The 19,037-nt window shown below is 33.0% G+C and carries 17 protein-coding genes; 10 read left to right on the forward strand and 7 right to left on the reverse strand.

Translation table 11 applies throughout. The annotated features are described in order from the left end of the window. Positions 1-449 precede the first annotated feature (449 nt). Both LQ609_RS09260 and LQ609_RS09265 read right to left on the reverse strand, forming a co-directional pair. Entirely contained in the window at positions 450-1,592 is a 1,143-nt protein-coding gene (locus LQ609_RS09260; protein ID WP_239734629.1) for an aminotransferase class I/II-fold pyridoxal phosphate-dependent enzyme, read from the reverse strand. A 1-nt stretch (position 1,593) separates the two neighbouring features. Further along, entirely contained in the window at positions 1,594-2,490 is an 897-nt protein-coding gene (locus LQ609_RS09265) for a PLP-dependent cysteine synthase family protein (protein WP_239734630.1), read from the reverse strand. Between the two features lie 816 nt (positions 2,491-3,306). Between LQ609_RS09265 and LQ609_RS09270 the strand changes: the two genes are divergently transcribed. The 4 genes from LQ609_RS09270 (at position 3,307) to mhqD (ending at position 6,025) form a co-directional block, all read left to right on the forward strand. Next, on the forward strand, positions 3,307-3,738 hold the full coding sequence (locus LQ609_RS09270) for a MarR family winged helix-turn-helix transcriptional regulator (RefSeq protein WP_078358527.1): 432 nt from the start codon (positions 3,307-3,309) through the stop codon (positions 3,736-3,738). An 84-nt stretch (positions 3,739-3,822) separates the two neighbouring features. Next, positions 3,823-4,782 carry a ring-cleaving dioxygenase MhqE gene (gene mhqE, locus LQ609_RS09275; RefSeq protein WP_239734631.1) on the forward strand — a complete coding sequence of 320 codons (960 nt, stop codon included), beginning with the start codon at positions 3,823-3,825 and terminating at the stop codon, positions 4,780-4,782. Between the two features lie 26 nt (positions 4,783-4,808). Then, entirely contained in the window at positions 4,809-5,417 is a 609-nt protein-coding gene (locus tag LQ609_RS09280) for a flavin reductase family protein (protein ID WP_239734632.1), read from the forward strand. A gap of 17 nt (positions 5,418-5,434) precedes the next feature. Further along, on the forward strand, positions 5,435-6,025 hold the full coding sequence (gene mhqD, locus LQ609_RS09285; RefSeq protein ID WP_078358530.1) for a methylhydroquinone degradation carboxylesterase MhqD: 591 nt from the start codon (positions 5,435-5,437) through the stop codon (positions 6,023-6,025). Positions 6,026-6,142: 117 nt separating this feature from the next. Here mhqD and LQ609_RS09290 read toward each other — a convergent pair whose 3' ends face one another. Further along, positions 6,143-7,426: a YhgE/Pip domain-containing protein gene (locus LQ609_RS09290; protein WP_239734633.1), complete on the reverse strand. Its 1,284-nt coding sequence runs from the start codon at positions 7,424-7,426 to the stop codon at positions 6,143-6,145. A 156-nt stretch (positions 7,427-7,582) separates the two neighbouring features. On the opposite strand from LQ609_RS09290, the gene LQ609_RS09295 reads away from it, so the two are divergent. Further along, positions 7,583-8,200 carry a TetR/AcrR family transcriptional regulator gene (locus tag LQ609_RS09295; protein WP_208144119.1) on the forward strand — a complete coding sequence of 206 codons (618 nt, stop codon included), beginning with the start codon at positions 7,583-7,585 and terminating at the stop codon, positions 8,198-8,200. A 305-nt stretch (positions 8,201-8,505) separates the two neighbouring features. Here LQ609_RS09295 and merA read toward each other — a convergent pair whose 3' ends face one another. Beyond that, positions 8,506-9,828, reverse strand: coding sequence for a hypothiocyanous acid reductase MerA (merA, locus tag LQ609_RS09300; protein ID WP_239734634.1), 1,323 nt, complete (start codon positions 9,826-9,828; stop codon positions 8,506-8,508). Between the two features lie 283 nt (positions 9,829-10,111). On the opposite strand from merA, the gene LQ609_RS09305 reads away from it, so the two are divergent. Next, on the forward strand, positions 10,112-11,530 hold the full coding sequence (locus LQ609_RS09305) for an MFS transporter (RefSeq protein WP_078358534.1): 1,419 nt from the start codon (positions 10,112-10,114) through the stop codon (positions 11,528-11,530). 681 nt (positions 11,531-12,211) lie between these two features. Here the strand turns inward: LQ609_RS09305 and LQ609_RS09310 are convergent. After that, a complete protein-coding gene (locus LQ609_RS09310) occupies positions 12,212-13,621 on the reverse strand; it encodes a DHA2 family efflux MFS transporter permease subunit (protein WP_239734635.1) in 1,410 nt (469 codons plus the stop codon). A gap of 382 nt (positions 13,622-14,003) precedes the next feature. Here LQ609_RS09310 and LQ609_RS09315 point away from each other — a divergent pair, with 382 nt between their 5' ends. Both LQ609_RS09315 and LQ609_RS09320 read left to right on the forward strand, forming a co-directional pair. Beyond that, entirely contained in the window at positions 14,004-14,573 is a 570-nt protein-coding gene (locus tag LQ609_RS09315; protein WP_239734636.1) for a TetR/AcrR family transcriptional regulator, read from the forward strand. Positions 14,574-14,666: 93 nt separating this feature from the next. Continuing rightward, positions 14,667-16,088: an aldehyde dehydrogenase gene (locus LQ609_RS09320; protein WP_239734637.1), complete on the forward strand. Its 1,422-nt coding sequence runs from the start codon at positions 14,667-14,669 to the stop codon at positions 16,086-16,088. Positions 16,089-16,211: 123 nt separating this feature from the next. Here LQ609_RS09320 and LQ609_RS09325 read toward each other — a convergent pair whose 3' ends face one another. Both LQ609_RS09325 and LQ609_RS09330 read right to left on the reverse strand, forming a co-directional pair. Continuing rightward, positions 16,212-16,655 (reverse strand): MarR family winged helix-turn-helix transcriptional regulator, encoded by a 444-nt coding sequence (locus LQ609_RS09325; RefSeq protein WP_239734638.1) that lies wholly within the window; start codon positions 16,653-16,655, stop codon positions 16,212-16,214. Positions 16,656-16,664: 9 nt separating this feature from the next. Beyond that, positions 16,665-17,450, reverse strand: coding sequence for an arylamine N-acetyltransferase family protein (locus LQ609_RS09330; RefSeq protein ID WP_239734639.1), 786 nt, complete (start codon positions 17,448-17,450; stop codon positions 16,665-16,667). Between the two features lie 111 nt (positions 17,451-17,561). On the opposite strand from LQ609_RS09330, the gene LQ609_RS09335 reads away from it, so the two are divergent. Together LQ609_RS09335 and LQ609_RS09340 are read left to right on the forward strand one after the other, a co-directional pair. Further along, positions 17,562-18,377 carry a metallophosphoesterase gene (locus LQ609_RS09335; RefSeq protein ID WP_078358437.1) on the forward strand — a complete coding sequence of 272 codons (816 nt, stop codon included), beginning with the start codon at positions 17,562-17,564 and terminating at the stop codon, positions 18,375-18,377. Positions 18,378-18,399: 22 nt separating this feature from the next. Continuing rightward, positions 18,400-18,870 (forward strand): DUF3995 domain-containing protein, encoded by a 471-nt coding sequence (locus tag LQ609_RS09340; RefSeq protein WP_239734640.1) that lies wholly within the window; start codon positions 18,400-18,402, stop codon positions 18,868-18,870. Positions 18,871-19,037: the final 167 nt, after the last annotated feature.

Genomic DNA, 19,037 nt, shown 5'->3' on the forward strand with positions numbered 1-19,037 from the left:
TTGCAAGACGTGGCAAACATGATAAATAGGATGGCTGAATATTGCAAGACTGGTCCAACATGATAAATAGAGTCCGTGAATTTATCAAGACTGGCACAACATGATAAATAGAGAGGCTGAATATTGCAAGACAGGGTCGACTAGCAACATAGAGAGGCTGAATATTGCAAGACAGGTCCAACATGATAAATAGAGCCCGTGAATTTATCAAGACTGGCACAACATGATAAATAGAGCCCTTGAATTTATCAAGACAGGTCCAACATGATAAATAGAGCCCGTGAATTTATCAAGACAGGTCCAACATGATAAATAGAGCTCGTGAACTTATCAAGACAAGCACAACATGATAAATAGCACGCCAATTGATACCGATTATTCCATTATAATTCCTACAAAAAAACCCTAGAACGCGTATCTTATCTATACGCGTCCTAGGGTTATACATTTTATATTTGATTTAATGCGTTATTTAAGTCTGCTACTAAGTCTTCTGTATCTTCTATTCCTATAGATAGTCTGATCATACCGTCTGCGATGCCTTCTTTATGTCTAATTTCAGCTGGTATGGATGCATGTGTCATTAAACTTGGTACTGAAATCAAGCTTTCTACTGCACCTAAACTTTCTGCTAAAGTGAATAGTTTAGTATATTTTATAACTTCTTTTGCTTTTTCTACGTCTGCTACTTCAAAAGAAATGATACCTGGATATCCTGATGCTTGTTCAAAATGTACATCACGGTTAACATGGTCTTCGTTTAATGGGTGGATAGTTTTAACAACGTTGTCGTGATTTTTCAATAATTCAACAACTTCTTTAACGTTACGGTTAATTTGTTCTAGTCTTAAACCTAGTGTTTTAATACCTCGTGTTAATAAGTAGCTATCTTGTGGTCCAAGTATACCTCCAGTAGAGTTCTGGATGAATCCAATTCTTTCTCCAAGACTTTCATTTGCAGTAACAACGAGTCCTGAAACAACATCACTATGACCACCTAAATATTTTGTTGCAGAATGAAGTACGATATCTGCTCCTAAATCTAAAGGATTTTGATAATAAGGTGTCATAAATGTATTATCAACAACAGTTAAGATGTGATGCTTTTTAGCAACATTGCTTGCTGCTTTAATATCCGTAACTTGTAATAAAGGATTTGAAGGTGTTTCTACGAATAACATTTTAGTTTCTTCTTTAATAGAAGATTCGATATTTTCGATGTTAGTTGTATTGATAAAATCAAAAGTAATGCCAAAGCGTGTGAACACTTTAGTTAAGGCACGGTAAGTACCACCGTAAACATCTGAGTTTATTAAAATGTGGTCACCTTTATCTAATAACATAATAACAGCAGATATAGCTGCCATTCCTGAGCCAAATGCATAACCATTTGTACCATGTTCTAAATCAGCAATTAAAGTTTCTAATGCAGTACGAGTAGGGTTAGCAGTTCTAGAATATTCATATCCTTGTCTCAATTCACCAATAGCATCTTGTTCGTATGTACTCGTTTGATATATTGGTGTTGTTACAGCTCCAGTATATGCGTCAGTTGTTTTTCCACCATGTATAAGTAAAGTTTTTTTATTCATTTTATATTCCTCCGTAGTCAAATATATTTTTAGACATATAACGATCGCTACTATCTGGGAAGACAACAACGATATGTCCTTGTTCTATTTCTTTGGAAACTTGTATTGCTGCTTCCAGTGCTGCACCAGATGAGCTACCAGCAAGAATACCTTCATTTAATGCAAGTCCAGACACATTGTTAAATGCATCTTGATCACTAATGACTTTAATGTCATGAATTAAAGAACGATCTAGAAAAATCGGCCACTTTTCAACACCAATGCCTTCAGTATCATGAGAATGTTCTGCTCCACCAACTAGAATGCTGCCTTCAGGTTCTACAATGATATTACGGACATCATGTTGTTTCATTACTGAAGCGGTTCCTGCAAAAGTACCTCCTGAACCAGCACCAGCAACAAAGTAATTGATGTCAGGACATTGTTCAAGTATTTCTGATGCTAATGTATTTACATAAGCTTGTGGATTTTCTTTGTTTCCAAATTGATTAATGTAATAAGCATTATGATCTTGAGCGAATTTCTTAGCATATTGTTGAGCACCAATCATGCCTTCAGAACGAGGTGTTCTTCTAACATCAGCACCTAAAGTTTTCATTATACTCATTTTTTCTTCAGAAAATCCTTCAGGTGCATAGATAACACAGTTGATATTGTAATGATTAGCTACAATAGAAAGTCCAATACCAGTATTACCAGCAGTAGCTTCTACTATTGTATCCCCAGATTTAAGTTCACCTTGAGCAATTGCTTGTTCAATTAAATGCTTAGCCAATCTATCTTTGATGCTTCCGCCTATGTTATAACTTTCTAGTTTGGCATATATTTTTACTTTGTCAGTACTGTAATGCTCTAATAGTACGAGCGGTGTATTTCCAATTAAATCAAAAGCCTTCATCCCATTACCCCAATATTAATTATTATAAAACATAGTATTTCAATAAGGATTATATGTTATTAGTTTTTAAAAAGCAAATAAATTAAATTTATTAGAATATTGAAAAAATAGAACGCCCGAACTTATCAAGACAGGTCCAACATGATAAATAGGACGGCTGAACTTATCAAGACAGGTCCAACATGATAAATAGGACGGCTGAACTTATCAAGACAGGTCCAACATGATAAATAGGACGGCTGAATATTGCAAGACAGGGCCGACTAGCAACATAGAGTGGCTGAACATTGCAAGACAGGTCCGACTAGCAACATAGAGCGTCTGAACATTGCAAGACAGGGCCGACTAGCAACATAGAGCGTCTGAACATTGCAAGACAGTGTCGACTAGCAACATAGAACGTCTGAATATTGCAAGACTGGTCCAACATGATAAATAGAGCCCGTGAATTTATCAAGACTGGCACAACATGATAAATAGAGTCCGAGAATTTATCAAGACAGGTCCAACATGATAAATAGGACGGCTGAATATTGCAAGACAGGGCCGACTAGCAACATAGAACGGCTGAATATTGCAAGACAGGGCCGACTAGCAACATAGAGTGGCTGAACATTGCAAGACAGAGTCGACTAGCAACATAGAATGTCTGAATATTGCAAGACTGGTCCAACAAGATAAATAGAGCCCCCAAAATATCCCGATATCACCATATTTTCAAATTAGTATAATTTTTATACTCAAAACTGTTGACTTTTATTTTTAGCCACGTTATAATTATCTCGAAATCGAAATAATATACAGATAGGTGATGACATGGACCGAACAGAGGAATCATTAAAAGCTTTAGTAGGTATAAAGCGTACGAATGACACGTTAGACCGTATTGTGAAGCAAGATATGAAGAACTATGGTTTGAATATTACTGAATTTGCTGTGATGGAACTTTTGTATCATAAAGGTGATCAGCCTATTCAAAAGGTTAAACAACGTATTCTAATAGCAAGTAGTAGTACAACTTATGTCATTGACCAATTAGTTAAGAAAGCTTATGTAACACGTCGACAAGATACTGAAGATAAACGTATTACGTATGCTGTACTTACTGAAAAAGGGCATGCGCTCATGGAACAGATTTTTCCACAACATGCTGAAACGATAGAGAAAGCATTCTCTATATTAGATGACGAAGAACTTGCTATATTTCGCAGAGCACTCAAAAAGATAAGCGCATTTTCTACTGAGTAGGATTGGCGCATAATTTTTTACATCAAATTATTTCGAAATCGAAATAAAATCAAATATAAAAATAAAAGAGAGAAGGAATTTATAATGAATAACAATGAACTTTTAGGAATCCACCACGTAACAGCAATGACAAATGATGCAGAAAGAAACTATAAATTTTTCACAGAAATTTTAGGTATGCGTTTAGTTAAGAAAACAGTAAACCAAGATGATATTTATACGTATCATACATTTTTCGCAGATGATCAAGGTTCACCAGGAACAGACATGACATTCTTTGATTTTCCAAACAACCCTCAAGGTAGCAGAGGTACAAACTCAATTAGCCGTGCAGCATTCAGAGTACCTAATGATGCAGCCCTAGAATATTACTTGAATCGTTTTGAAGAATTTGGCGTAAAACATGACGGTACACAAGATTTATTTGGTAAAAAAGTATTACCTTTTGAAGAAGAAGATGGTCAAAGATACCAATTAATTTCTGACGAATTAAATAAAGGTGTTAAACCAGGTATTCCTTGGAAAAATGGTCCAGTACCTGAAGATAAAGCAATCTATGGTTTAGGCCCAATTGAAATTACAGTAAGTTATTATGATGACTTTAAATCTGTAATGAAACAAGTCTTCGGTATGACACCAATTATGGAAGAAGATGATGTAACACTTCTTGAAGTTGGAGAAGGCGGTAACGGTGGTCAAGTGATTTTAAGAAAAGATGACCAAAGTACAGAAGCAAGACAAGGTTACGGAGAAGTTCACCACGTATCATTCAGATTGAAAGACCATGATGCAATTAAAGCATGGGAAGAAAAATATAATGAATTACGTATTGGTAACTCAGGTAATGTTGATCGTTTCTATTTTGAAGCTTTATATGCAAGAATTGGACATATATTAATAGAAGTTTCTACAGATGGACCAGGATTTATGGGAGACGAACCTTATGAAACATTAGGTGAAAGCCTAGCATTACCACCATTCTTAGAAGCAAAACGTGACTTCATTGAATCTGAAGTTAAACCATTTGATACTAGCAGAAAATAATAATGACATTAAAAGGAGAGGTTCTAATGAAGAAGTTACGACCTGAAGAACTCACACAAAAAGAAAATTATAAATTATTAATTGGTTCTGTCATTCCACGACCGATAGCACTTGTTACAACACAATCTGACAGTGGATTGTTGAATATAGCACCATTTAGCTTTTTCAACATTGTATCTTCGAACCCTCCAATATTGTCTATAGCAGTACAAAGAGTGAACGGTGAACCGAAAGATACAGCACGTAATATTTTACAGAATAAAGAAGCGGTTGTGCATATCGTTGATACAGATAATGTAGAAGATGCGAATCAAACGGCAGCGTTATTAGGTCCGGATGAAAGTGAAATGGATCGCACTGAATTTGAAACTGTAAATTCTGTTGAAGTTTCAGTTCTAGGTTTAAAACAAAGTAAAGTACGATTTGAAGCAGTGTTAAAAGAAGATATCGTCATTAAAAATGGTGATCAACCTGTATCAGACTTACTACTTTTAGAAATAAAATATTATCATTTCGATGAAGCGATTTATGATAATGGCTATATTATTAAAGATGAATTAGGCGCAGTAAGCAGACTTGCAGGCAATGATTATGCTGAAATCGGTAAAACATTTACAATCGAAAGACCACAATAAGGATGGAGATGAAAAGAATGAATCATATATTTAAACAAGGTGACCAAGGTAAGCCAGTATTCTTGTTATTACACGGTACAGGTGGAGACGAAAGAGATTTGTTACCATTAGCAGAAATGTTAGACCCTACTTATAGTGTATTAAGTGTTAAAGGTGAAGTATCTGAAAACGGTATGGCAAGATATTTTAGAAGATTAGCTGAAGGTGAATATGACGTAGAAGATTTAGAATATAGAGGGAAAGAACTATATCAATTTATAGAAGAATCTGCAAAAGAATATGAATTTAACTTAGAAGACGTTATACCAGTAGGCTTTTCAAACGGATCGAATATCGCAATCAACATTATTTTAAGAGAAGAAACACCTTTCAAAAAAGCATTACTATTCGCACCATTATATCCAGTAGATTTACAAAATAACAATAAAGATCTATCAGACTTTAATGTCTTTTTATCAATGGGTGAAAGAGACCCAATCGTAACAAAAGAACAAAGCGAACGCGTAATACAAATATTTAAAGAACGTAACGCAACAGTGAGTGAAACGTGGGTAAATAGCCATGAACTTACTCAAGAAGCGGTATTAGCAGCACGCGAAATATTATAGTTAGGAAATTGTAAGACTAACCCTAAGACCTCCCCCTTTAATAAACGATGCAAAATAAAAAAGACCCGCCCATCCGAAAGTAAGTTTATCGGATTGGGAGAGGTCTTTTTATTTTTATTAAGATGGTACTTCCGTTCTTTTTGGATTGTGCTTTCTTATGATTGCTGCCGAGATTGTGGATATGCCTCCGAAGATAATAAATCCGATGTACATCCACATTGTGCTATTAAGTTCTATACTATGATTTAAATACAATAGTTCTCTTAGAGTGTCAGCGTAATGTCTAAATGGATTCCAGCCTATCATATAATCTTGATAGAACTGAGGTAACATTTGTTTTGGTAGCATGATGAGTTGCATACTAAAGAATAACAACACCATAAATAATGGTACTACTTTTATACCTAGCCATGTCATAAATCCAAGTATTAAACTAATGAATGACAATATTGCTATGGATATATATAGTGCGATTCGATTAGGATGATCAATTGTTACGTCTAGTATACCGGTTAAGAAATAAATATATCCGAATCCACCAACTAATGCTGTGGCAATGGCAACGCCTAATTGTCCTAATGAAGCAATTATGCGATTTTTCACTGTAATACTATTACTCGTTCTAAATGAGAAGAATAGTAACACAGATCCAACTAATGATGCTAGCCAAACTGGTGTGAACATGAGGAATGGCATATTTCCATTTCCTTGATGTGATTTTACTTTGTTTATATTATTTTTATCAACTTTTACAGGATTTGTTATCTCTTGAATGTCAGAAGGTGCAACGTCTACGCTCATTTTTTCTAAAGTTTGTATGCTTTGTTTTGAGATTTGCATGTTAAGCTGGTCACCAATTGTTGTAAGCATAGTTGTAGCTAATTGTGATCCTTGCATACTTGCACCTTCGTTCACAATGATTTCAACTTGCCCTTGCTTAACTTTTACAGGCTCAACTTTGTTTTGACTTTGCATTTTTTTAGCTTGTTCTGGTGGGATTTCACCACTTTTGATTTTGTCTGTCATTTCTTTCATTTTTGCATCTTGAACAGTTTTTTGTACTTTACTCATTGAATCTTTTGAAAAATTCTTATCTAAAATTAATGCGCCGTAATATTTATTGTCTTTAAAACCTTGTTCTAAATCTTTTTTATTATCGACTGTTATCCATTTCACTTTTTCAGAAAGATCTTTATTGTCTTTAATTTTTTCAGAAAAAGATTCTCCGATATTCAATTTCTTATCTTGCATGGTTGTCCCTTTATCTTGATTTACAATCGCAATTGGTATGGATTTAGGTTCTGGATTGTATGCTGGAATAAATGCGATTGCTAAAAGTATAAGAATCGTGATTGCAATAATAGGTGTTAGCCAAAATAATTTCTTTTTAAAAATATTCATAATTTATCTCCTTTTAATGAACATGGTGTTGATTATTAATAACATTGTTTATTATAATGGAATTCAACATATACACAATGGTCAATTAAGAACAATACGTCTATTAATGAACAAAACTTTAATATATGTTCATTAAAAAAAGGAGATTTTAAAATTATGGCAGAAGATCGACGAGTTAGAAAAAGTAAAAAAGCTATTAAAAATGCATTTATACAGTTATTAAAAGAAAAAAATATTGAATATATTACAATACAACAAATTTCAGATTTAGCTGATGTAAATAGAGGAACATTTTACTTAAATTATGAAGATAAATATGCGTTGCTTGAAGAAATGGAAGACGAACAAATTGAAAAAATAAAGAGCTTTGTAGATTTTAGAAAATTAGATATAAATAATCAAAATGCTGAAACCTTTATCGAAGACTTTTCAGAAAAAATTATAAAAAATGTCATTAGGCATATAAGTGAAAATCTAGAATTTTATCAAATTATATTTAATTTAGAGAGAAAAAGTAAGATTGAAGAACAAATAGCGGACATAGTGAGAAGTAACTTAATGCATTTAATAGGAAATAAAGAAGATGTCTTTGGTATACCAGTCAATTATTATTTAAGTTATGTAATTGGGTCTATGATGTCGATGATAAAATATTGGGTCTCAGACCATGAACAAGTCTCGATAGATGAATTTGTACAATATATTTCAACAATTGCTTCAACCGGACCATTATCCATAATGAAGCGATTAGTAGATGAAAAAAGGGAGAACTAGAGCGTCTGAATATTGCAAGACAGGTCCGACTAGCAACATAGAGCGGTTGAATATTGCAAGTGGAGGCAGACAAGCAACATAGAACGTCTGAATTTATCAAGACAGGTCCAACATGATAAATAGGGCCCGTGAATTTATCAAGACAGGTCCAACATGATAAATAGGACATCTGAATATTGCAAGACTGGCCTAACATGATAAATAGAGCCCGAACTTATCAAGACTTGCCCAACAACCAACATAGACTTCCAACAAATAAGAAGCTGAGACAAATTAATTTGTCCCAGCCTCTTCTTTCCAATATTCTATATATTAAATAAATCGTTAAATGATTCTACCATTGTAGGGTGTGTGTATATATTATCTCTTAATGTTGTATATGGTACTTCTTGGTCCATCGCAAGTTTAATCAAATTAATAATTTCTTCTGATTCTTTACCATATAAACTAGCACCTAATATCAGATTAGTATCTGCGTCTACTACTACTTTAAATAATCCTCTATCGTCATTATTCACTTTATGGCGTGGAATATTTTTAACTTCAAGTTGTCCTTCTTTAATATTATAGCCTTCTTTTTTAGCTTTACTTGCAGTATATCCAATACGTGAAAGTGGTGGGTCTAAAAATACTGTGTATGGAACGTGTCCTCTATTTTCAGCAGTACGTTGTTTGTCACCTGTTAAATGATCTTTTACAATTCGGTAATCATCTAATGAAATATAAGTGAACTGTGCGCCGCCTTTAACATCACCAACTGCATATATATGGTCTACTGTAGTTTGTAAGTATTTATTTACTTTAATTTCGCCATGATCTCCAAGCTCTATATCAGTATTTTCTAAAGCAAGGTCTGTATTTGGAACACGACCAGTAGCAAGTAATACTGCATCTCCTACAACTTTACCTTGAGATGTGTGCACAACTGGACGATTATCTTCAGTTGAAAATTCTGTAACCTCAGCTTCGTCTATAAATTCAATGCCACTATTTATAAACTCTTCATATATTTTAGATGCTACATCTTTATCTTCAGTAACTAATACGTGTTTATTGTTATTAATCACTTTTACTTTACTACCTAGATTTGTAAAAATAGTCGCGAACTCTAAGGCAATATACCCAGCTCCAACTATTACAAGTTCTTCTGGTAAGTTATCTAGTGACATTATGCCTTTAGAATCATAAATATTTTCAGTAGATTTAATTCCTTTAATGTCTGGTATATTTGAACGATTACCAGTATTAATTATAATATTAGTCGCTTGAATAGTTTCAACAGTTTTATCATTTTTATCTATAAGAATGACTGTTTCATTGTCTTTGAACTGAGCTTTATACGTATATACATCAATGTTGTCACCTGAATCAAGATTATTGAAATTCTTCTTGTTTAAAGCAGATACAACATCTTTTTTACGATTCATCGCTTCTGAAAATGAATGATGCTCAGTACCTTCATGTAATAAAGTTTTACTAGGTATACAACCTACGTTAATACAAGTACCTCCGTACATATTAGAATCTTGTTCAACAACTGCAATTTGTTGACCTTTTCCCGCTAAAAATTTAGCAAGTGTTTTACCAGCTTTCCCAAAACCAATGATTAAAGTATCATAATGTTTCATGAATTTAACCTCCATTTATAGATAAATTGTTATTACCATTATAATCCAATTTTAAGCGTCTGACTATTTTCTTGCACTGTCTGTTGAGGGGAATTTTTTCGAAAAATTCAAGAAAAAAGAGAAATTTTACAAAATTGGTTGACCACTTATGAGACTAATAAGCTTGTATGTTTGTGGTACTTTTCACAAGTGATAACCTTTTACAAAAGTGTATTATTACAGTTGTTTTAATTTTTCAATCTGTTAATATACATAACTATATTGAAAGGGAGTTTACTAACACATGAAATTCAACAAAAATAAAATCAATGTTGTAGATATGAAGCAAACTAAGAAAAGTGTTTATGCAACAGGTATTGGTAATGCTATGGAATGGTTTGACTTTGGTCTTTATTCTTATTTAGCAATTATCATCAGTAAAAATTTCTTCACATCTGTTGAAAATGATGAATTGAAATTAGTATTTACTTTCGCTACATTTGCGATTGCATTTCTAATGAGACCACTCGGTGGTATTATATTTGGTCGAATTGGGGACAAACTCGGTAGAAAAACAGTCCTCACTACAACGATCGTATTAATGGCAGCTTCAACTTTATTAATTGGTCTATTACCAACATACGACCAAATTGGTATTTGGGCGCCAGTACTATTATTAATCGCTAGAATTATTCAAGGCTTCTCAACAGGTGGAGAGTACGCTGGCGCAATGGTATATATTGCTGAATCTTCTCCAGATAACAGAAGAAGCGTTTTAGGTAGTGGCTTAGAAATAGGTACTTTAGCAGGATACATACTCGCATCATTATTAGCTAGTGGTTTATTTATTGGATTATCAGATGCACAAATGCAAGCATGGGGCTGGAGAATTCCATTTATTTTAGGAGCACCACTTGGTTTAGTAGGTTTATACTTAAGAAAAAACTTAGACGAAACACCAATTTTTGAAAATGAAATATCAGATAATGAAGAAAAACCAGAATCATTCGGTTCAATTATTCAAAATCATAAAAAAGATATTTTCGTATGCTTTATCACAGTAGCATTCTTTAATATTACAAATTATATGCTACTTTCATATATGCCATCATATTTAGATGAAGTAATTGGTATTTCTTCTACAGTGAGTACAGTATTAATTACAAGCGTAATGGTCGTAATGGTACCACTAGCATTCTTCTTCGGACGCTTAAGTGACAAAGTAGGCAACAAAAAAGTCGTACTACTCGGTACATTTGGTTTAACAGCATTTTCATTATTGTCATTCTATTTAATGGGACTTAACCAATTAATGTTCGTATCATTAGGTATATTCATACTTGGATTCTTCTTATCAACATATGAAGGCGCAATGCCAAGTTTATTACCAAGCATATTCTATACAGACGTTCGTTACCGTACATTAGCCGTTACATTTAATGTGTCTGTTTCAATATTTGGTGGTACAACACCGTTAGTTTCAACATGGTTAGTACACGCAACACAAAATCCATTAGCACCAGCATATTATTTAACAGCTGTAAGTATAATAGGATTTTTAACAATACTAGTACTATTTGAGACAACTTCAGGAAAAGCATTAAAAGGATCATATCCGACAGTATCATCAGAAAAAGAATTTGACCATGCCGTGAAAAATCCAAAAGATGCATTATGGTGGAACGAGCAAGAATTACAAGACAATAAAGTAAAAGTAGACTAAGATATAGAAGGTCATATATAGAAATAGAACACCAATCCGTTAATTACGATTAACAGATTGGTGTTTTTTAGTGTGGGGATAGAGGAGGTAAGAGATTTATGTAGTGTGATGGTGCTAAGTTGGAAGGGGTGTGTAAGGTGCTAAGGGACATAATTCCGAAAAATGTCCGTAAGAGGTGCTGTAAGGGACAAAATTCTGAGAAATGTCCGTAAGAGGTAGTGTAAGGGACATAATTCTGAGAAATGTCCGTAAGAGGTAGTGTAAGGGACAAAATTCTGAGAAATGTCCGTAAGAGGTGTTGTTAGGGACAAAATTCTGAGAAATGTCCGTAAGAACTAGTATCTAAGGAGCATAATTCGGAATTCTGCCAGTTAGCGCATTCTAAGGAGCACAATTCGGAATTCTGCCAGTAAGAGCTTTCTAAGGAGCATAATTCAGAATTCTGCCAGTAAGAACAATCTAAGGAGCACAATTCAGAATTCTGCCAGTAAGAACAATCTAAGGAGCATAATCCAGAATTCTGCCAGTTAGCGCATGACCTACGCTGACCAAGCCCCGAACCCAACCACCAGCCCAACCCCGAATCCACACCAGCACCCGAACCCAGCACCTAACACCCACCTCCACTTCCTCCATACAAAAAAAGAGCTGGGACAATTTATCTGTCCCAGCTCTTAACCCTTATTTACTGAAATCTGGCTTTTTCACAAATAATGATGTGATAAGTCCTAATGCACCTACGACACTTATAAAGAAAAATACAAATTTTATTCCGTGTGCGATGATTTCTCGTTCGCCTAAATCACTAGATCCTCCAGTGACTTGTTGTTGGCCGATTGTGTATAGTGTAATTGCTAATGCTGTACCGGCTGAACCTGCTACTTGCATTAATGTGTTCATTGCTGCTGATCCATCTGCATATAACTGAGGTGGAAGTTGATTTAAGCCGTTTGTTTGTGCTGGCATCATAACCATTGTTACGCCTATAAATAATACGATGAATAAACATAGAATGATCCAAACGGGTGTTGTTGCTGAAATGACGATTGTAAATCCTACACTTGCAATTAGTATTGCTAAAAATCCAGCTATACCAAAGTATTTTGCACCGTATTTATCGAATAGTGATCCTATTACTGGTGATAATGCGAAGTTTGTAGCATTACCTGGTAATAACACTAGACCTGCTAATGCTGCTGATAATAGTAAACTTCCTTTTAAATAAATAGGTAATAAAATGGCAGTTGATAAAATAACAAGCATTAATAAGAAAATCATAATAATACCTAATGTAAACATCGGGTGTTTAAATACTGTTAAATTTATCATTGGTTCTTTCATTTTCGTTTGTCGTGTACTGAACAGAATTAAAGCTATTATAGCTATAAGTAATGGTAACCATACAATTGGAGAAGTGATAGATATTTCTGCCATTGTACTTAAAGCATATATTAAACCTGCGAAACTGATTGTTGATAAAGCGATTGAGATAAAGTCAATTTTTGGTTTCGTGATTTCCGATACATTGCTTATGTTAATGAATGCAATGATTGCTAAAATAACATAAAATATTGCGCTAAACCAAAAAATGAAATGCCAACTTAATGTTGTAATAATAATACCTGATAAAGTTGGACCAATAGCTGGTGCTAAAGTAATGACTAATCCCATAATTCCCATAACAACACCACGTTTGTTTATTGGAAAAATGTTAAGCATAACTGTCATCATAACAGGTAAGATAATACCCGTTCCTACAGCTTGTATCACACGACCAAGCATTAATACAGCAAATATTGGTGAAAATGCTGCAAATAATGTACCAATAAATGAAATAATAAATCCACCTAATACAAGTTGTCTCGTTGTAAACCAACGTGTTAAATAGGCTGAGATTGGTACGAGTATAGCAAGGACTAATAAATAACCAGTCGTTAACCATTGAGCAGTTGGTGCATTTATATCAAAATCTTGCATTACGTTCGTTAAACCCATGTTTAATGCTGTTTCTCCAAATAAACCAATAAAAGCACCTAACATTAATATTAGGGCCATCGTTTTTGGATTTTTGACTTGTACTTCTGCTATCATAATAAAATCTTTAATCTCCTTTTACTAGTGAATACACAATTGTTGTGTATTAATATTTTGCTGAGAGCATATGCAACTAGCAAAAGCATAGTGATATTAGTATTTGTATATATTTCTGTAACACTTGTTTTCAAAAATAACAACTTACTTACTTTAGCAGAATAACGCGTATATTGTCAACCAAGTTTACGAAAATGAAATACGTTAACAAAATAGGTGAATAATTATTTTTTTGCTTTAATTAATGTAAAATGTAACTTCTCTATAATATCAACAAATTTCAATCTATAACAAGTGTTTTCAACACTAGTTTAAAAAATTATTTAGATTCTGCAATTTTAAATGTTTGACTTTAACTAAATGATTGTTTAGTATTGTGGACATGAAACATAAAGACATAGCCAAAAAGAATAGAATTACTCAAGCAGTATTGAATATTGTAAATGAAGAAGGGATTACATCTTTATCTTTTGGGAAAATCGCTAAACAAGCAAAAGTGAGTTCAGGTACTCCTTATATTTACTATAAAGATAAGACCGATATGCTTTCAAATATTTATGTAGAAATTAAAAAATTGATGGATGATGGTCTAGCTAAAAAGATAGAAAATGTAAGTTCAACTGAAGATAAGTTATTTGAAGCAGTTAAACATTTTGCTGAGAATTTCAAAAAGTATCCAAAAGAAAGACAATTTATGTTTTCGTTACAAAATAATCACCGCTTAATTTCTGAAAGTGCTCGTGCGTTAGGTATGGAATTAGCTAAACCTTTATTTGATTTATATTCTGTTGCAATTGAACAAAATATATTAAAAACCAATGAAGTAGAGATTATTAATGTAATGTTATTTGCTCCAGTAAAATGGTTGATAGAAGATAATCCTGATGTTTCAAATGAAAAAATTCAAGAAGTTATAGTGTATTCTATAAATTCAATTATAAAAGACCGATAAATCCGGTTTTTTATTTACCCTTTAACTAAATAAATATTTAGTTAAAGGGATGGTGATTAATAATTAGACTAAAAAATAAAAAGGAGTTTTAATATGAAAAATTATGAAAAATTATTTATAGGTGGAGAATGGAAAAAACCTACAACAGATAAAAAAATAAAAGTATACTCTCCTCATGATCAATCTTTAACAGGTGTTGCTCCAGAAGCTACAAATGATGATATAGATATTGCGATTAGAGAAGCTAAACAATCATTTGATAGTGGAGCGTGGTCAAATAAATCACCTGAAGAAAGGATTCAAGTCATCAAAAAGTTTAATGAGTTACATTCTGAAAAAGCGAATGAATTTGCAGAGCTTATAACGTCTGAAAATGGTAGTCCTATATGGTTTACTAAAGGTTTACAACAATCATTGAAAGAGCAAACGAATGCTTATATTAGAGCAGCTCAAAATTATAAATGGGAAGACAAAGTAAATGATTATCAAATTATTTTTTCTGAACCAGTTGGTGTTGTAGCAGCTGTAATACCCTGGAATGCTCGACATCAATCTGCATTAGTAAAAATAATTCCTGCATTATTGGCAGGTAATAGCGTTATATTGAAACTTTCACCTGAAACAGCGCTAGATGGTTTAGCTTTGGCAGACTTATTTGTAGAAGCTGGGCTACCTCGTGGTGTATTAAGCATTATCCCGGCTCATCGTGAAGCAAGTGAACATCTAGTATTGCATAAAGATGTAGACAAAATAGCATTTACTGGGTCATCAAATGCAGGTAAAAGCATAGCATCAAATGCTGCTAAACAGATGAAGAGATTTAGTTTAGAACTAGGTGGTAAATCCGCTTCTATTATTTTGGAAAATGCTGATTTTTCTTCAGTAGTACAATCATTAAAATTTCAATCTTATGGAAACAATGCAGAAGCATGTATTGGATTAACACGTATACTAGTTCCGAAAAGTAGATATAGTGAGTTTGAAGCTGAAATGGCAAAAATGGTTAAAGCTATTAGTGTAGGTAATCCAAAAGATGAAAATCATTTTATTGGACCTATGATTCACAAGGACCAATTGGAGAAAGTAAAATCTTATATTAAATTAGGCGAAGAAGAAGGTGCAACATTAGTTGTTGGAGGCTTGGATCCAATAGAAGGTTTAGAACAAGGTAACTATGTAAGACCAACATTGTTTGGAAATGTAAGTAACAACATGAAAATAGCACGTGAAGAAATTTTTGGTCCAGTAATTGTTTTAATTCCATACGATACTGTTGAAGATGCAATTAATATTGCAAATGATTCCGATTACGGTCTTTCTGGTGGCGTTTGGGCTAAATCTCAAGAAGAAGCTATTGAAGTTGCTAGAAAAATCCGCACTGGTATGGTTAATATTAATGAAGCAAGTGCAGGATTTGATGCACCATTTGGCGGTGTTAAAGAAAGTGGTGTAGGAAGAGAATTTGGAAGTATCGGTTTATCTCAATACATTGAGTATAAAACGATTAATATATAAGCAAATTGCTTTTCTCACAATCATTGCTTTAGGATTAATAAACAAAAAATAACCATCTCATCATATAAACTTTAGTTAGTTTAATGAGGTGGTTATTTTTTAAATTTCTGCTTATCTCTAATATTACAGTGTCTCTATATCCCAATCCATCTTCAATATGTCTCTTAATTTATCTACGTTTTCTTTGCCAATTGCTGTGTTGAGCTGCTCTTCTATTATTTTTTTGTGTTGTTTACTTTCTAAGAAGCATGATTCACCGAGCGCTGTTAGTTGGATGGATTTTTCTTTTTTATTACCGTCTACGTCTTGAATATCGATGAGTCCTTTTTGGTTTAATTGTTTCACGAATTTGTGTACGGCTTGTCTTGATATTGTTACATGTTGAGTGATGTAAGCTATGTTTCGTTTATGTTTATATATTTTAGCCATAATATACCATTCTGAACTAGAGATGTGTATGTCGTGTGTGTCATTCCACATTTTTTCGATATGTGTACGGACTATGCCATGGCGTTCACTCAATACATCAAATAAATCTAAGTCTTGTAATTCATTATTAGATATCAAATTTGTTCCTCAACTTTCTAATATAGTGATCTTCTCATCTATTCCAAAATATTTTTTTAATAGAAATTTATAATTATCATGTGTGACGACTTCTTTTTGTTTATCATTTTGGGTTGTGATTGTTAAATGTTCGTTAGACATACTTACTCTACCATATTGTTTAGGAATTGTAATAATTAACTTTTGAACAAATATCGAATTTGGATTATGTTCGTTAAAGTCTAAATGCTCAATGAAAAAGTCCCATTCTCTAGGTATATCATTTGTCTTGTATGAAGTACGCCAATGGTTTTGAGCTATTTGTTTTTGAAGATGTATAACCCCTGAATCATCTAAAATGGCACAATAATTTCCGTTAGTGTCATTAATAATATGCACGTCATCTTGACTTGAAACAGGGATAGCTTCAGTTGGTAAATCTCCAAACCCGACATCTGCTATATAAGCTTTATCTAAATGAACGAGTGTAGTCATATGTGAACCATCTCTACTCCAATTATCGTCTGGTGTATGGACTGTACCTGATATTCGATCTAATTCAAAGCCTTTTTCTGTTAAATAATGTTGAAATAGGGTGTTCATTTCATAACAAAAGCCACCACGATGTTGATGGACAATTTTGTTGAATAAATTATCAATATCTACAGAAATAGGTGTTTCATTCTGTACGCTTATATTTTCAAAGGGCACAGTGTACATAAATCTTTTAATATAATGGTTTAAACTTTCGAGATTTATTTTATTAAACTTATTAGTATCTATTTTTAAATAATTTTCAAATTGTTGAATGTCCAAAGTAGTACCTCCATTAAATTTGTCAATTCTATTATAAAGGATATATGCATAGAATATGTTAATATAAAATTGATATTATACGGTTACATTATAGAAAGCTAGGTAATGCATATGAGAATTGGTGCTATTTCAGATTTGCATATAGATAGAAGTAAAGATTATTATCCGCAAGATTTTGAATACATTTTAACGAACGAAATTAAACGTCTGAATTTGGATATGTTACTCATTGCGGGAGATGTTTCAAATCATTATTTACAAACGGTTCAATTTGTTCAAAATGTAAAACACCATTCAAATATAGATGTCTTGTTTATCCCTGGTAATCATGATTATTGGAAAAGTGAACAAGATGATAAATCTTCTTATGAAATTTTTGAACATTATAAGTCGCAACCTGAGAGTATTATTGGTAATCCATATATTATCAATGATGATTGGGCAATTGTAGGCCATAGTGGTTGGTACGATTATAGCTTTGCAGACCATGAAAAGTTTAGTCTAGAAAGATTAGAACGAAGAAAATATTATGGCTCAACGTGGTTAGATAAAGAACATATAGATTGGGGAAAATCTGATCTAGAAATGTCTAAGTTAGCAGCAACCTCTGTTAAAAATGATTTAGAACAAGTAAAAGATAAAAATATTATTTTGATGACACATATCGTTACACATAAAAGATTTGCAGTACCAATGCCACATAGAATATTTGATTATTTTAATGCGTTTATAGGCACTTCTGACTTTGACCAATTTTATGAAACATATCCAATCAAGTATAGTATTATGGGGCACGTTCATTTTCGAAGTATAATAGAAGAAAGTGGCGTTCAGTATATATGTCCATGTTTAGGATATCAAAGAGAGTGGAGAACACAAGATTTGGAAACAGAGATGAAGCATACTATACAAATTATTGAAATATAAAAACATACTTCAAAGAATTTAAATGATTAAAATAGGTGATAAGATGAAAAAGTATATATCATTATTTGTCATAGCAGGAATTGTACATTCACTGTTCTCGTTATATTGGGGATTTGGTGGAGAAGCAGGGTTAACAACAGTAGGTACTTGGGTATTTACATTAAGTGCAAATTACGGAATTTGGATAAATATAGCGTTATTAATCGTTGCAGTAGTTAAATTTTTAGCAACAATCATGCCACTGACCTTAACAAATCATTTCGATAAAAGAATATATTACGTATCTTTAGTCGGTAGTGTAGTACTTATATTGTATGGCGGTTTAAATACATTAATAGGTTGGCTAAAAATGTTTAAAATAATAGAAATTCATAACTATTACACAGCATTTGGACAAGCATTCGTCTGGGACCCATTGTTCTTATTATGGGGAATAGGGTTGTTTGGATATGTGAAGATGCTAAAAAAGAGCAAAGAGAATAATGTTGTATGAAGCGGTTAGTCAAATAGTTTGAATCAGGAACATATTGGCAAATACTTAGATTAAACGCACGAAGACTTTCGAGATATCGTGCGATTCGGCTCGTAAAACAGCAAACTACAATATCTCAATTATACTTAATAGCACCCTCAATCTGGATTTTTTCGGATTGAGGGTGT

Origin of the sequence: Mammaliicoccus sp. G-M28 (assembly GCF_022386595.1) — a bacterium.
GTDB classification, from domain to species: Bacteria; Bacillota; Bacilli; order Staphylococcales; family Staphylococcaceae; genus Mammaliicoccus; species Mammaliicoccus fleurettii.

Bases quoted from the DNA above. Each gene is read 5' to 3' on its own strand.
- LQ609_RS09260 (WP_239734629.1), bottom strand. From the start codon at position 1,592: ATGAATAAAAAAACTTTACTTATACATGGTGGAAAAACAACTGACGCA.
- LQ609_RS09265 (WP_239734630.1), bottom strand. From the start codon at position 2,490: ATGAAGGCTTTTGATTTAATTGGAAATACACCGCTCGTACTATTAGAG.
- LQ609_RS09270 (WP_078358527.1), top strand. From the start codon at position 3,307: ATGGACCGAACAGAGGAATCATTAAAAGCTTTAGTAGGTATAAAGCGT.
- mhqE (WP_239734631.1), top strand. From the start codon at position 3,823: ATGAATAACAATGAACTTTTAGGAATCCACCACGTAACAGCAATGACA.
- LQ609_RS09280 (WP_239734632.1), top strand. From the start codon at position 4,809: ATGAAGAAGTTACGACCTGAAGAACTCACACAAAAAGAAAATTATAAA.
- mhqD (WP_078358530.1), top strand. From the start codon at position 5,435: ATGAATCATATATTTAAACAAGGTGACCAAGGTAAGCCAGTATTCTTG.
- LQ609_RS09290 (WP_239734633.1), bottom strand. From the start codon at position 7,426: ATGAATATTTTTAAAAAGAAATTATTTTGGCTAACACCTATTATTGCA.
- LQ609_RS09295 (WP_208144119.1), top strand. From the start codon at position 7,583: ATGGCAGAAGATCGACGAGTTAGAAAAAGTAAAAAAGCTATTAAAAAT.
- merA (WP_239734634.1), bottom strand. From the start codon at position 9,828: ATGAAACATTATGATACTTTAATCATTGGTTTTGGGAAAGCTGGTAAA.
- LQ609_RS09305 (WP_078358534.1), top strand. From the start codon at position 10,112: ATGAAATTCAACAAAAATAAAATCAATGTTGTAGATATGAAGCAAACT.
- LQ609_RS09310 (WP_239734635.1), bottom strand. From the start codon at position 13,621: ATGATAGCAGAAGTACAAGTCAAAAATCCAAAAACGATGGCCCTAATA.
- LQ609_RS09315 (WP_239734636.1), top strand. From the start codon at position 14,004: ATGAAACATAAAGACATAGCCAAAAAGAATAGAATTACTCAAGCAGTA.
- LQ609_RS09320 (WP_239734637.1), top strand. From the start codon at position 14,667: ATGAAAAATTATGAAAAATTATTTATAGGTGGAGAATGGAAAAAACCT.
- LQ609_RS09335 (WP_078358437.1), top strand. From the start codon at position 17,562: ATGAGAATTGGTGCTATTTCAGATTTGCATATAGATAGAAGTAAAGAT.
- LQ609_RS09340 (WP_239734640.1), top strand. From the start codon at position 18,400: ATGATTAAAATAGGTGATAAGATGAAAAAGTATATATCATTATTTGTC.